This window comes from Sphingopyxis sp. RIFCSPHIGHO2_12_FULL_65_19 (genome assembly GCF_001830555.1).
GTDB lineage: Bacteria > Pseudomonadota > Alphaproteobacteria > Sphingomonadales > Sphingomonadaceae > Sphingopyxis.
On record NZ_MIAM01000035.1, the window covers coordinates 1 to 13,597 of the forward strand.

At 64.0% G+C, this 13,597-nt stretch carries 15 protein-coding genes; 14 read left to right on the plus strand and 1 reads right to left on the minus strand.

The window, feature by feature from the left end:
• On the plus strand, positions 1-2,227 hold a 2,227-nt coding region (locus A3E77_RS10675), incomplete at its 5' end, for a S8 family peptidase (RefSeq protein WP_293645727.1).
• A 39-nt stretch (positions 2,228-2,266) separates the two neighbouring features.
• Positions 2,267-3,568 carry a metal-dependent hydrolase family protein gene (locus A3E77_RS10680; protein ID WP_293645729.1) on the plus strand — a complete coding sequence of 434 codons (1,302 nt, stop codon included), beginning with the start codon at positions 2,267-2,269 and terminating at the stop codon, positions 3,566-3,568.
• A gap of 98 nt (positions 3,569-3,666) precedes the next feature.
• Here the strand turns inward: A3E77_RS10680 and A3E77_RS10685 are convergent, their stop codons facing one another.
• A complete protein-coding gene (locus A3E77_RS10685) occupies positions 3,667-4,170 on the minus strand; it encodes a DNA-deoxyinosine glycosylase (protein WP_293645731.1) in 504 nt (167 codons plus the stop codon).
• Positions 4,171-4,489: 319 nt separating this feature from the next.
• Here A3E77_RS10685 and rpsL point away from each other — a divergent pair, with 319 nt between their 5' ends.
• The 12 genes from rpsL (at position 4,490) to rpsC (ending at position 13,596) form a co-directional block, all read left to right on the plus strand.
• The gene (gene rpsL, locus A3E77_RS10690) at positions 4,490-4,861 is read left to right on the plus strand and encodes a 30S ribosomal protein S12 (RefSeq protein ID WP_037515637.1); all 372 of its coding nucleotides are present in this window, start codon (positions 4,490-4,492) and stop codon (positions 4,859-4,861) included.
• A gap of 72 nt (positions 4,862-4,933) precedes the next feature.
• Positions 4,934-5,404, plus strand: a complete 471-nt coding sequence (gene rpsG / locus A3E77_RS10695; protein ID WP_058818022.1) for a 30S ribosomal protein S7 — start codon at positions 4,934-4,936, stop codon at positions 5,402-5,404.
• A 96-nt stretch (positions 5,405-5,500) separates the two neighbouring features.
• Positions 5,501-7,594 carry an elongation factor G gene (fusA, locus tag A3E77_RS10700; RefSeq protein ID WP_293645733.1) on the plus strand — a complete coding sequence of 698 codons (2,094 nt, stop codon included), beginning with the start codon at positions 5,501-5,503 and terminating at the stop codon, positions 7,592-7,594.
• A 119-nt stretch (positions 7,595-7,713) separates the two neighbouring features.
• The gene (tuf, locus tag A3E77_RS10705; protein ID WP_293645735.1) at positions 7,714-8,907 is read left to right on the plus strand and encodes an elongation factor Tu; all 1,194 of its coding nucleotides are present in this window, start codon (positions 7,714-7,716) and stop codon (positions 8,905-8,907) included.
• 147 nt (positions 8,908-9,054) lie between these two features.
• Positions 9,055-9,366, plus strand: coding sequence for a 30S ribosomal protein S10 (rpsJ, locus tag A3E77_RS10710; RefSeq protein WP_003042199.1), 312 nt, complete (start codon positions 9,055-9,057; stop codon positions 9,364-9,366).
• A 300-nt stretch (positions 9,367-9,666) separates the two neighbouring features.
• A complete protein-coding gene (gene rplC / locus A3E77_RS10715; protein WP_293645737.1) occupies positions 9,667-10,440 on the plus strand; it encodes a 50S ribosomal protein L3 in 774 nt (257 codons plus the stop codon).
• Positions 10,441-10,442: 2 nt separating this feature from the next.
• Positions 10,443-11,069, plus strand: coding sequence for a 50S ribosomal protein L4 (gene rplD / locus A3E77_RS10720; RefSeq protein ID WP_293645739.1), 627 nt, complete (start codon positions 10,443-10,445; stop codon positions 11,067-11,069).
• Positions 11,062-11,370, plus strand: a complete 309-nt coding sequence (locus A3E77_RS10725) for a 50S ribosomal protein L23 (protein WP_242772916.1) — start codon at positions 11,062-11,064, stop codon at positions 11,368-11,370. Before rplD ends, A3E77_RS10725 begins: the two co-directional genes overlap by 8 nt.
• A 21-nt stretch (positions 11,371-11,391) precedes the next feature.
• Complete coding sequence (gene rplB, locus A3E77_RS10730) at positions 11,392-12,228, plus strand: 50S ribosomal protein L2 (protein WP_293645741.1); 837 nt, start codon at positions 11,392-11,394, stop codon at positions 12,226-12,228.
• Between the two features lie 3 nt (positions 12,229-12,231).
• Entirely contained in the window at positions 12,232-12,507 is a 276-nt protein-coding gene (gene rpsS / locus A3E77_RS10735) for a 30S ribosomal protein S19 (protein ID WP_037556370.1), read from the plus strand.
• Complete coding sequence (gene rplV / locus A3E77_RS10740) at positions 12,507-12,887, plus strand: 50S ribosomal protein L22 (RefSeq protein ID WP_037515650.1); 381 nt, start codon at positions 12,507-12,509, stop codon at positions 12,885-12,887. The genes rpsS and rplV overlap by 1 nt, the downstream gene beginning before the upstream one ends.
• Before the next feature lies 1 nt (position 12,888).
• Positions 12,889-13,596 (plus strand): 30S ribosomal protein S3, encoded by a 708-nt coding sequence (gene rpsC / locus A3E77_RS10745; RefSeq protein WP_054589691.1) that lies wholly within the window; start codon positions 12,889-12,891, stop codon positions 13,594-13,596.
• The last annotated feature ends 1 nt before the right edge of the window (position 13,597 follow it).

Consider the following 13,597-nt stretch of genomic DNA (forward strand, 5'->3'; position numbering starts at 1 on the left):
CACCCCGACCCCTGTCCCGACACCCACCCCGACGCCGCCGCCGACCGGCAATTTCAACACCGCCGAAACGCGGCGGTCCGACGGGGTCAATTTTCATGGCGCGATCACCGCCTATCAGGCCGGCGCGACCGGGCAGGGAATATTGGCCGGGGTCATCGACGACGGCATCGACGCCGATAGTCCCGAATTCGCTGGCCGTATTTCGACCCAGTCGGCCGACCTCGCGGGATCGCGCGGGATCAATGGCGAAGGCACCCACGGGACCAATGTCGCGCAGGTGCTGCTCGGCGGAAAGAATGACGCCGGAACCTTTGGCATAGCGTTCGACGCGAACTTGCTCGTGCTGCGCGCCGACCGGCCCGGCAGCTGCGCGACCGAAGACCCAACGAATGACGAAAGCGGCTGCCGCTTCCCCGAGACCGCGATTGCGGCGGGGCTCGACCGCGCGGTCAGCGCCGGGGCGCGGGTCGTCAACATCTCGCTCGGCGGCGAAGACCCGCCCGGCGCAACGCTGCGCGCCGCGGTATCGCGCGCCACCGCGGCAGGAATCATCGTCGTCATCTCGGCGGGGAATGACGGCGACACCACGGCGAATGGCAATGACCCGGACAACCCCGACTTGTTCGCGCGCGGGCTTCGCGATGCGGGCGGCGGGCTCGTCATCATTGCCGGATCGGTCGATGAAAATGGCACCAATTCGTCGTTCAGCAACCGGGCCGGCGCCTATGCCGCTTCCTATCTGGCGGCGCTCGGCGAAGGCGTGTGCTGTGCCTATGAAAATGGCGCGATCAAGACCGACGGCAATTTTGTGTTCGTGCTCAACGGGACCAGCTTTGCCGCGCCGCAGGTGGCGGGCGCGGTCGCGTTGATCGCGCAGGCCTTTCCCAACCTGTCGAGCCAGCAGATCGTGCAGTTGCTTTATCAATCGGCGCGCGATGCAGGCGCGGCGGGCGACGATGCGGTGTACGGCCAGGGCGTGCTCGATATCGCGCGCGCCTTTCAACCGATGGGTGCGACCGCACTGGCCGGTACATCGACCGCGGTGGCGCTCAATGCACCGCTCGGAATGCTGGGCGGCCCGATGGGCGATGCTGGCGGGGGCGGCGCGACGGGGCTGGTTACCGATGGTTTCGGGCGCGCCTTCAACGTCGATTTCGGACAGGCGCTCGGGCGGCGCCGACCCGACTTCAAGCTGTCGGGCGCGATTGGCGGCCTCGTCCGCCAGCAGAGCGCGGCAAGCCGTGCGACCGCGCTGTCGCTCGTCACCGCGCCGGGCGTCGGCGGCACCGATGCGCTTGCCGGCCTGTCCTATCACGATGCGCAGCGCGCCCGCACGCTCGCCGCCTCGGTCGTCACCCGTCTCGACGCGCGGACGCGCATCGGCTTTGCTGCGGGGCGCGGCACCAGCGGTCTGCTCGCGGGCGAACGCGGCGACAGCGGGCAGGCGATGCTGATCGGCGACGGCGCGCATGAAGGGCTGGGATTCGCATCCCGGCCGGGTGTCGGCACGATGATACGGCATAATATCATTTATAATCAATATGTTAATATATTTGCGGAAAGTGGCTTCGTGTCAGGTTCGCAATGGCAGGACGATCCTTTGTTCCGCTATCGATCCGGCCGTGACAGCCGCTACCAGCGTTTCGGCGCCGCCTGGGATGGCCGTTTCGGTCCGGTCCGTGCGGCGCTCGGCGGCAGCTGGCTGCGCGAATCGGACAGCCTTCTCGGCGCGCGATTCGGCCCCATGTTCGGCGCGGGCGGAGCAACCAGCCTGGTTGGCGATGCCAGCGCCGCGCTCGAAACGCAGGCGGGGTGGCAGTTTGTCGCGGCCTGGCGCCAGATGTGGACGCGCCCCGATCAACGCGGACTGATCGCGGGCGGCGCGCTCTGGTCCACCGCCTTCTCCTTTGACGTCGCCAAGGCGAATCTTGTCCGGCCGGGCGATCGCGCCGCGCTCCGCTTCGCCCAGCCGCTGCGCGTCGCGCGCGGCGGCATCGACCTGACGCTGCCCGTCGCGCATGATTATGCGACCGGCCGCACCGATTTTGGACGCCGCACCTATAATCTGGCCCCCACCGGCCGCGAGCTGGTGGTCGAGGCGAGCTATGCGCTGGCGCTCTTCGGCGGCGATCTGGTCGCGAACACATGGTGGCGCCGCGATCCCGGCCATATCGCTGCGATGCGTGACGACCGGGGCGCGGCGCTCCGCTTTACGATGGGCTTCTGATCGGCTTTAACCCCCTCCAGTCAAAACAGGGGATGCAAGATGAAGCCGATCCATTGCCTTCCGTTCGCGCTCGTCGGCGCGGCGCTCGCCACACCTCTTTTCGCACAGGCGCCCGCGCGCACCGTCATCCACGCGGGGCATGTGCTTGCCGAACCGGGCAAGCCCGCGCGCGGTGCATCGACGATCCTGGTCGAAGATGGCCGGATCGTCTCGATCGTCGACGGCCATCAGTCGGCCGGTGCCGACGCGACACTGATCGACCTCAAGGACAAATATGTCCTGCCCGGCCTGATCGACAGCCATGTCCATCTGACGAGCGACGCCGGCGGCATCGCCGGGCAGCTTGAAGAGGTGACGCTGAGCCCCGCGGCGCAGGCGTTCAACGCCGAAGTCAACGGGATGAAGACGCTGCGCGCGGGCTTCACCACCGTCCGCAACCTTGGCGACGGGGACGGCGCGACGCTGGCGCTGCGCGACGCGATCCTTGCGGGCAAGGTGCAGGGTCCGCGCATCGTCGATGCGGGCGCCAGCATTTCGGGCAGCGGGGGGCATATGGACGGCTCGCTCGGCTATCGTGACGAACTGCGCCCCTTCTTCGCGGGCGCGGGCAACACCTGCAACGGCGCCGACGATTGCCGCCGCGCGGTGCGGCTCCAGATCGGGCGCGGTGCCGACGTCATCAAATTCGCCTCGACGGGCGGGGTCAACAGCCGCATCGGCGCCGGGCTCGGCAAGCAGATGTTCGACGACGAGGCGCAGGCGATCGTCGATACCGCGCATCTGTTCGGCAAGAAGGTCGCGGTCCATGCGCATGGCGCCGACGGCATCCGCCTCGCGCTGACCGCGGGCGCCGATTCGATCGAACATGGCACGATCCTCGACGAAGCGACGATCGCGCAATGGGCGAAGTCGAAAACCTATTATGTGCCGACGCTATCGACCGTGAACGGGTATAAGGAACGCTTGGCCGCCAATGCCAACGCCTATGAACCCGACGTGCTCGCGAAGATCAAATGGCGGATCGAGATCACGGGCAAAAGCTTGCAACAACTTGTCCCGCGCGGGGTGAAGATCGCCTTTGGCACCGATGCCGGCGTGTCGAAGCACGGCCGCAACGGCGACGAGTTTGAACTGATGGTCCAGCATGGCATGACCCCGGTCGAGGCGCTGAAGGCCGCGACGGTAAACGCCGCCGACCTGCTCGGCCTGTCGGACCAGATCGGCAGCATCGCGCCGGGCAAGAGCGCCGACATCATCGCGGTCGCGAGCGATCCGCTCGCCGATGTGCGCGTGCTGAAAAAGGTCGATTTCGTGATGGCACGGGGGGAAGTGGTCGATTGACTCCTTCCATCGTCATTGCGAGGAACGAAGCGACGCGGCAATCCAGAATGTGCGTAAACCGCCCTGGATTGCTTCGCTCCGCTCGCAATGACGATGGATTATTTCGCCAGCGCCATACGCAACCGCAACCACCGCTCCAGCTTCGCCGCAAAGCCGAGCGTGTTGGCGGCGCTACTCGACGGCAGGTCGACGAGGGTTATGCCATCGGGCTGGGCCGAAAGCTGTCTCCGCCCGATCGCTGCGGCCTTGCCGCCGTTGAACGCGATCATGCGCAAATCGGGCAGCGTCGCGACCAGCGCCGGCAGGTCGTGCGCTTCGATCTCGCGGATCAGCGAATCGCTGCTTGTGTGCCGCTCGGCGGTGCGGATCACGTCCCACAGGCCGACGCGCGCTGCGCGCAGCGCCGCCAGCCGGTCGTCATAGGGCAGCGCCGCGAGCGGCTGTCCGATTACCTCGCCGAGCAGGCGCCAGAACTGGTTTGTCGGATGCGCGTAATATTGCTGTTCGGCGAGCGAGCGGGCGCCGGGCAGGCTGCCGAGAAGGAGCAATCGCGTGTCGGGTGCGACATGCGGCGCGAAGCTGGCGTGGCGAACAGCGGACATGCGCGACCGATAGCCCGCGCCGAGCAGCGCAACAATATTGCCCCGTTCTGGGCGCCTGCCCTTGACCATTGGGGGAATCGGGTTTAGGGGCGCGCTCGACCGAAAAGGGCGGTTTGCTGCCTCTTTCGGTTACAACAGCGCTTGAACATTGCTGGCGCGGATGGAGCCTCCGGAAGATCTTGTGGGTCTGCCGGGGTCTTTTGCTGTTATCAGGTCGGCCGTTTTTCGCCATTTTTGGCGGATCAGCGGCCGGAGCTTCGTCCACCGCAGTACAGTAACCGTTCGCTTTGATGGGCGGACATTTTAAGGTGAAGCATTCATGCCCACGATCAACCAGCTGGTCCGCAAGGGCCGGACTCCCCAGAAGGTGAAGTCCAAGGTCCCGGCGATGGACGCAAACCCGCAAAAGCGCGGCGTTTGCACCCGTGTCTATACGACGACCCCGAAAAAGCCGAACTCGGCGCTCCGCAAGGTTGCGAAGGTCCGCCTGACCAACCAGCGCGAAGTCATCACCTACATCCCCGGCGAAGGCCACAACCTCCAGGAACACAGCGTCGTGCTGATCCGCGGCGGTCGTGTCCGCGATCTTCCCGGTGTGCGTTACCACGTCCTGCGCGGCGTGCTCGATACGCAGGGTGTGAAGGACCGCAAGCAGAGCCGTTCAAAATATGGCGCGAAGCGTCCGAAGTAAGGACCGCTTTTTCGGTATTTGATCATCCGAGAGCGCCCGCGCGCCCGGATGCTGTTGTAAAAGGAATTACCCATGGCTCGTCGTCGTCGTCCTGAACGCCGCGAAATCCTGCCCGATCCCCGTTTCGGTGATACGGTGCTGTCGAAATTCATGAACAGCGTCATGCTGGACGGGAAAAAGTCGGTCGCCGAAAGCATCGTTTACGGTGCTCTGGAGTCGGTCGAAGCCCGTGCCAAGAAGGAACCGCTCGGCGTGTTCCACGAAGCACTGGCGAACATCCGCCCGAACATCGAAGTCCGCAGCCGCCGCGTCGGCGGTGCGACCTACCAGGTTCCGGTCGAAGTCCGTCCGGACCGTGCGCAGGCGCTGGCGATCCGCTGGCTGATCACCGCGGCGCGCAACCGCAGCGAAACCACGATGGCCGCGCGCCTGTCGGGCGAACTGCTCGACGCGTCGAACAACCGTGGCAATGCCGTGAAAAAGCGCGAAGACACGCATCGCATGGCCGAAGCCAACCGCGCCTTCAGCCACTACCGCTGGTAAGTGCGCGCGGGACGCAACCGCGTCTCGCAATCGTAACAATCGTTCCTATATCGGGGGAGGCTCCAAAGGCCTCCCCCCAAATCCAAGGAAAAGACCATGGCACGCAGCCATCCGCTCGAACATTATCGCAACTTTGGGATCATGGCGCACATCGACGCCGGCAAGACCACGACGACCGAGCGTATCCTTTACTACACCGGCAAGTCCTACAAGATCGGCGAAGTCCACGACGGCGCCGCGACGATGGACTGGATGGAGCAGGAGCAGGAACGCGGCATCACGATCACGTCGGCGGCGACCACCTGCTTGTGGAAGGCCGAGGAAGGCCAGGGCCCCGAGCATCGCCTGAACATCATCGACACCCCCGGCCACGTCGACTTCACCATCGAAGTCGAACGCAGCTTGCGCGTGCTCGACGGCGCGATCACCGCATTTGATGGCGTTGCCGGCGTTGAGCCGCAGTCGGAAACCGTGTGGCGCCAGGCCGACAAATATCGCGTGCCGCGGATGTGCTTCATCAACAAGCTCGACCGCACCGGCGCCGATTTCTATTATTGCGTCCAGACGATCATCGATCGCCTCGGTGCGACGCCCGCCGTGCTGTATCTGCCGATCGGTGCCGAAGGCGACTTCAAGGGTCTTGTCGACCTGGTCAACGAGCGTGCGATCATCTGGAAGGACGAAAGCCTCGGCGCCGAGTTCTTCTATGAAGACATCCCCGCCGACCTCGCCGACAAGGCGGCCGAATATCGCGAAAAGCTCGTCGAACTCGCCGTCGAACAGGACGACGATGCGATGGAAGCCTATCTCGAAGGCACCGTCCCCGACGTCGCCCAGCTCAAGAAGCTGATCCGCAAGGGCACGCTGGCACAGGCGTTCGTTCCGGTCCTCTGCGGCTCGGCGTTCAAGAACAAGGGCGTGCAGACGCTGCTCGACGCGGTTGTCGACTATCTGCCTTCGCCGCTCGACATTCCTGACGTCCAGGGCATCAACCCGTCGAACGACCAGCCCGATTCGCGTGAGACGTCGGACGCCGCGCCGCTGTCGCTGCTCGCCTTCAAGATCATGAACGATCCGTTCGTCGGTTCGCTCACCTTCGCCCGCATCTATTCGGGGACCCTGAACAAGGGCACCTATTTGAACTCGGTGAAGGACAAGAAGGAAAAGGTTGGCCGTATGCTGCTGATGCATGCGAACAGCCGCGAAGACATCGAAGAAGCCTATGCGGGCGACATCGTCGCGCTTGCCGGCCTCAAGGAAACCACCACCGGGGACACGCTCTGCGCGACCAACGCGCCGATCATTCTCGAGCGGATGGAATTCCCCGAGCCGGTGATCGAATTGTCGGTGGAACCGAAGACCAAGGCCGACCAGGAACGCATGGGCATCGCGCTCAACCGCCTGGCCGCCGAGGACCCCTCGTTCCGCGTGTCGACCGACCATGAATCGGGCCAGACGATCATCAAGGGCATGGGCGAGCTTCACCTCGACATCCTCGTCGATCGCATGAAGCGCGAGTTCAAGGTCGAGGCGAATGTCGGTGCGCCGCAGGTGGCGTACCGCGAATCGCTCGCGAAGGCCGTCGATGTCGACTATACCCACAAGAAGCAGTCGGGCGGCTCGGGCCAGTTCGGCCGCGTCAAGGTCAGCGTCGCTCCCGGCGAACGCGGCGCGGGCATCACTTTCATCGACGAGATCAAGGGCGGCAACATTCCGCGCGAATATATCCCGTCGGTCGAAAAGGGCATGCGCGAGTCGGCCGAAAACGGTCACATGATCGGCTTCCCGATCATCGACTTTGAAATCAAGCTGACCGACGGCGCCTACCACGACGTCGACTCGTCGGCGCTGGCGTTTGAAATCGCGGGCCGTGCTGCCATGCGCGAAGTGGCGGCGAAAGCCGGCATCAAGCTGCTGGAGCCGGTGATGAAGGTCGAAGTCGTGACCCCTGAGGAGTTCATGGGTGACGTGATCGGCGACCTCAACAGCCGTCGCGGGCAGATCCAGGGCACCGACAGCCGCGGTATCGCCCAGGTCGTCGAGGCGATCGTGCCGCTGGCGAACATGTTCGGTTACGTCAACCAGCTGCGCAGCTTCAGCCAGGGTCGTGCCAGCTATTCGATGCAATTCTCGCATTATGAAGAAGTGCCGACCAACGTCGCCGAAGAAGTGAAGGCCAAGATGGCCTGATAGGGTTGAAGCCGCGCGGGCTTGCACCGCGCGGCAAGACCCTCTAAGGGCGGCGCCTGATTCAGCAGGCTCGTCCAGGACTGATCAACGCAAACATTGAACAAGAAGGTTATACCATCATGGCCAAGGCTAAATTTGAGCGGACGAAGCCGCACTGCAACATCGGCACCATCGGTCACGTCGACCATGGCAAGACCTCGCTGACCGCAGCGATCACCAAGGTGCTCGCCGAAAACGTCGCCGGTAACGCCGCCGTCGACTTCGCGAACATCGACAAGGCTCCCGAAGAGCGCGAGCGCGGCATCACCATTTCGACCGCTCACGTCGAATATGAAACCGACGGCCGCCACTATGCGCACGTCGACTGCCCGGGCCACGCCGACTATGTGAAGAACATGATCACCGGCGCCGCCCAGATGGACGGCGCGATCCTCGTCGTGTCGGCCGCTGACGGCCCGATGCCGCAGACGAAGGAGCACATCCTGCTCGCCAAGCAGGTCGGCGTTCCGACCATGGTCGTTTTCCTCAACAAGGTCGACCAGCTCGACGATCCCGAGCTGCTCGAACTCGTTGAGCTCGAAATCCGCGAAGAACTCTCGAAGCGCGACTTCGACGGCGACAATATTCCGATCATCGCCGGTTCGGCGCTCGCCGCGCTCGAAAGCCGCGACGACAACATCGGCAAGGACGCGATCCTGAAGCTGATGGCGGCCGTCGACGAATGGATTCCGCAGCCGGAACGTCCGCTCGACAAGCCCTTCCTGATGCCGATCGAAGACGTGTTCTCGATCTCGGGCCGCGGCACCGTCGTGACCGGCCGTATCGAAACGGGCGTCGTCAAGGTTGGTGAAGAAGTCGAAATCGTCGGCATCAAGGACACCAAGAAGACCGTCGTGACCGGCGTCGAAATGTTCCGCAAGCTGCTCGACCAGGGCCAGGCTGGCGACAACGTCGGTGCGCTGATCCGCGGCGTCGGCCGTGAAGAAGTCGAGCGCGGCCAGGTTCTGGCGAAGCCCGGCTCGATCACGCCGCACACCGAGTTCACGTCGGAAGTGTATGTCCTGTCGAAGGATGAAGGCGGCCGTCACACGCCGTTCTTCGCTAACTATCGTCCGCAGTTCTACTTCCGCACCACCGACGTCACCGGCGAGGTCATCCTCCCCGAGGGCACCGAAATGGTCATGCCGGGCGACAACGTCCAGCTGTCGGTCAAGCTGATCGCTCCGATCGCCATGGACCCGGGTCTGCGCTTCGCAATTCGCGAAGGTGGCCGCACGGTCGGCGCAGGGGTTGTGGCGACGGTCACAAAGTAATATAGGGCCGCGAGCCGCGCGATTCGGACCGATTCGCGCGGCTCGTAGCTTAAAGAATTTTGATGGCCGATCCGGCTTCCCTGCGGAAGTCGGAGCAGGCCATTTCGGCTCTTTCGCATCGTTAGACGGGATTCGACTGGAATAGTCATGGAAACGCAGAATATTCGCATCCGCCTGAAGGCCTTTGATCACCGCGTGCTCGATCAGGCCACCACCGACATCGCCGATACGGCACGTCGTACGGGCGCACTCATTCGTGGTCCGATCCCGCTTCCGACGCGCATTGAAAAATTCACCGTGAACCGCGGCCCGCATGTCGACAAAAAGTCGCGCGAGCAGTTCGAGGTGCGCACCCACAAGCGGCTGCTCGACATCGTGCAGCCCACCCCGCAGACGGTCGACGCGCTGATGAAGCTCGACCTCGCCGCGGGCGTGAACGTTGAAATCAAGCTGGCTTAAGGCCAGCGACGCCCCGGCGAAGGCCGGGGTCTCTATCGGCAGACACTTTGGTGCCTGCATTGTCCGGAGCGATCCGGACCGACGATAGGGTGGATACCGCCGGTCGCTTTCTTCGGAAGGCATATACGACCGGGCTGCGTCCCCCGTCTCGCCGCTCTCCTTTCGGAAGGCGGCACCTTGGCCCGGACGGGGCGATGCATCGAAATTTTGGGCTGGGAGGGTAGCCGTCGGGCGTTCGTTCGATGGCTTCCCACACGCCGTGCGGAATGGTCCGCCCGGCCTCTGTTGAGGAGTATGATCATGCGTACTGGCGTGATCGCGAAGAAAATGGGGATGACCCGCCTGTTTCAGGACGACGGCCGCCATGTGCCCGTCACCGTCCTGAGCCTCGAAGGCTGCCAGGTCGTCTCTGTGCGCGATAAAGAACGTGACGGCTATGTGGCCGTTCAACTCGGTGCCGGATCGGCCAAGGCGAAGAATGTCGCCAAGCCGCAGCGCGGTGCCTATGGCAAGGCCGAAGTCGAGCCGAAGGCGAAGCTCGTCGAATTCCGCGTCGCTGACGACGCGACGCTCGACGTCGGCGCCGAATTGTCGGCCGATCATTTCGTTGCCGGCCAGATCGTCGATATCCAGGGCGTGACCCAGGGTAAGGGCTTTGCCGGTGCGATGAAGCGTTGGGGTTTCGGCGGTATGCGCGCGACCCACGGTGTTTCGATCAGCCACCGTGCGCATGGTTCGACGGGTAACCGCCAGGACCCGGGCCGCGTCTTCAAGAACAAGAAGATGGCCGGTCACATGGGCGCGCGCAACCGCACCCAGCAGAATCTCGAAATCGTCCGCACCGACGTCGAGCGTGGCCTTCTCTTCGTCAAGGGTTCGGTCCCTGGCTCGAAGGGCGGCTGGCTGCTCGTCCGCGATGCGGTGAAGCTGCCGCGTCATCCGGAGGCCCCCTATCCGGCGGGCGTCAAGAGCGCGGCCAATACCAACGATGCCCCGGTTGACGCGCCGGTCGAAACGCCGGTTGAAGAAACCGTCGTCGACACCGCGGCCACCGACGGCGCACAGGAGTCCTGATCATGAAGGTCAAGGTTCAGACCCTCGACGGCAAGGCCGGCACCGACATCGATCTGAATGACGATGTGTTCGGCGTCGACGCCCGCGCCGACATCCTGCATCGCGTCGTTGCATGGCAGCTCGAAAAGCGTCGTGGTCCGGCTCGTGCCGCCCGCGAACGCAGCGATGTGTCGCGCACCGGCAAGAAATTCGGTCGTCAGAAGGGCGGCGGTACGGCGCGTCACGGCGATCGCAAGGCACCGATCTTCATCGGCGGCGGCAAGGCGCACGGTCCCCGTGCCCGCACCTTCGGCCACTCGCTGAACAAGAAGATCCGCACCCTCGGCCTGAAGATGGCGCTCAGCGACAAGGCGAAGGGCGGCAAGCTCGTCGTTCTCGACACGCTCGAGATCAAGGATGCGAAGACCAAGGCGCTGGCCGGCAAGCTCGGCAAGCTCGAACTCGGCAATCGCGCCCTCTTCATCGACGGTGACGCGGTGCACGAAAGCTTCGCAATGGCATCGGCCAACCTGATCGGTGTCGACGCGCTGCCGGCGATCGGTGCCAATGTCTATGACATCATCCGTGCCGACACGCTGGTCCTGACCCGCGCGGCGGTCGAAAAGCTGGAGGCACGCTGCAATGGCTAAGGCAAAGACGATCGACGCGCGTCACTATGACGTGATCCTCGCTCCGGTGATCACCGAAAAGTCGACGCTGCTGAGCGAAAATAACGCGGTGGTGTTCAAGGTCGCGAACGATGCGACCAAGCCCGCCATCAAGGCCGCCGTCGAGGCGCTGTTCGATGTCAAGGTGATCGGCGTGAACACGCTCGTCACCAAGGGCAAGACCAAGCGCTGGAAGGGCAAGCCCTACACCCGCAGCGACGTGAAGAAGGCGATCGTTCGTCTGGCCGAAGGCCAGTCGATCGACGTCACCACCGGCGTCTGATTGTAGGGAAAGGCAGAGAAAATGGCACTTAAATCCTATAATCCGACCAGCCCCGCGCAGCGCGGCCTGATCCTCGTCGACAAATCGTCGCTGTGGAAGGGCAAGCCCGTCAAGGGGCTGACCGAAGGCAAGCGCAAAACGGGTGGCCGCAACAACAAGGGTCATGTGACCTCGCGCGGCATCGCCGGCGGCCACAAGCAGAAGTACCGCTTCATCGACTTCAAGCGTCGCAAGTGGGACATGCCGGCTGTTGTCGAGCGTCTGGAATATGACCCGAACCGCACCGCTTTCATCGCGCTCGTCAAATATGAAGACGGTGAACTCGCCTATATCCTCGCGCCGCAGCGCCTGGCCGTTGGCGACACGGTCGTCGCGGGCAAGAAGACCGACGTGAAGCCGGGCAATGCGATGGAATTGTCGCAGATGCCGGTCGGCACGATCGTCCACAATATCGAGATGAAGCCGGGCAAGGGCGGCCAGATCGCCCGTTCGGCAGGCACGTATGCACAGGTCGTCGGTCGTGACCGCGGTCTCGTCATCGTGCGTCTCGGTTCGGGCGAACAGCGTTACATCCGCGGCGAATGCATGGGCACGGTGGGCGCGGTGTCGAACCCCGACAACCAGAACACCAACCTCGGCAAGGCCGGCCGCAACCGCTGGCTCGGCAAGCGTCCGCTGACGCGCGGTGTCGCAAAGAACCCGGTCGATCACCCGCATGGCGGCGGCGAAGGCCGCACCTCGGGCGGCCGTCACCCGGTTACCCCGTGGGGCAAGCCGACGAAGGGTGCGCGTACGCGCCACAACAAGTCGACCGACAAGATGATCATCCGGTCGCGTCACGCGAAGAAGAAGAGGTAAGCCATGGCTCGCTCGGTCTGGAAGGGTCCGTTCGTGGACCTCCATCTGCTCAAGAAAGCCGAAACGGCCCAGGACGGCGGCAGCTCTGCCCCGATCAAGACCTGGTCGCGCCGGTCCACCATCCTGCCGCAGTTCGTGGGGCTGACCTTCAACGTCTACAACGGCCGCAAGTTCGTGCCGGTGTCGGTCAATGAAGACATGGTCGGCATGAAGCTGGGTGAATTTGCGCCGACGCGCTTTTTCCCCGGCCACGCGGCTGACAAGAAGGGCAAACGCTAATGGGCAAGGAAAAGTCCCCCCGCCGCGTTGCGGATAATGAGGCGCTTTCGGTCGGCACGCAGATTCGCGGCTCGGCGCAGAAGCTGAACCTCGTTGCCGCGCTGATCCGCGGCCGCAAGGTCGAAGACGCGATGAACATCCTCACCTTCTCGAAGAAGGCGATGGCTGTCGACGTGCGCAAGGTTCTCGCCAGCGCCGTCGCCAACGCGGAAAACAACCACAACCTCGACGTTGATGCGCTCGTCATCAAGGAAGCGAGCGTGGGCAAGTCGATCTCGATGAAGCGTTGGCACGCACGTGGCCGCGGCAAGTCGACCCGGATCGTCAAGCCGTTCAGCCGCATCCGCATTGTCGTGCGCGAACAGGAAGAAGAGGCGTAAGATGGGCCAGAAGAGCAATCCGATCGGCCTGCGCCTGCAGGTCAACCGCACCTGGGACAGCCGCTGGTTCGCCGAAGGCCAGGACTATGGCCGCATGCTTGTCGAGGATCTCAAGATCCGCAAGTTTGTGTTCAAGCACCTGCCGCAGGCCGCGATCTCGAAGGTCGTGATCGAGCGTCCGGCAAAGCTGTGCCGCGTGTCGATCTATGCCGCCCGTCCGGGCGTCATCATCGGCAAGAAGGGCGCGGACATCGAAAAGCTGCGCAAGCAGCTCGGCGCGATGACGGGCAGCGACGTGTCGCTGAACATCGTCGAAATCCGCAAGCCCGAAGTCGACGCCAAGCTCGTCGGCCAGGGCATTGCCGACCAGCTCGAACGCCGCGTGGCGTTCCGCCGTGCCATGAAGCGCGCCGTTCAGTCGGCGATGCGTCTGGGCGCCGAGGGCATTCGCATCAACTGCGCCGGCCGTCTCGGCGGCGCGGAAATCGCGCGCACCGAATGGTATCGCGAAGGCCGGGTGCCGCTGCACACGCTGCGCGCCAATGTCGATTATGCCGAGGCCGAGGCCCACACCGCTTATGGCGTGTGCGGGATCAAGGTCTGGATCTTCAAGGGCGAGATCCTTGGTCACGACCCGATGGCAACCGACCGTCTGATGCTCGACGCACAGACGACCGGTGTCCGTCCGGCTCGTGAAGATCGCCGCTAAG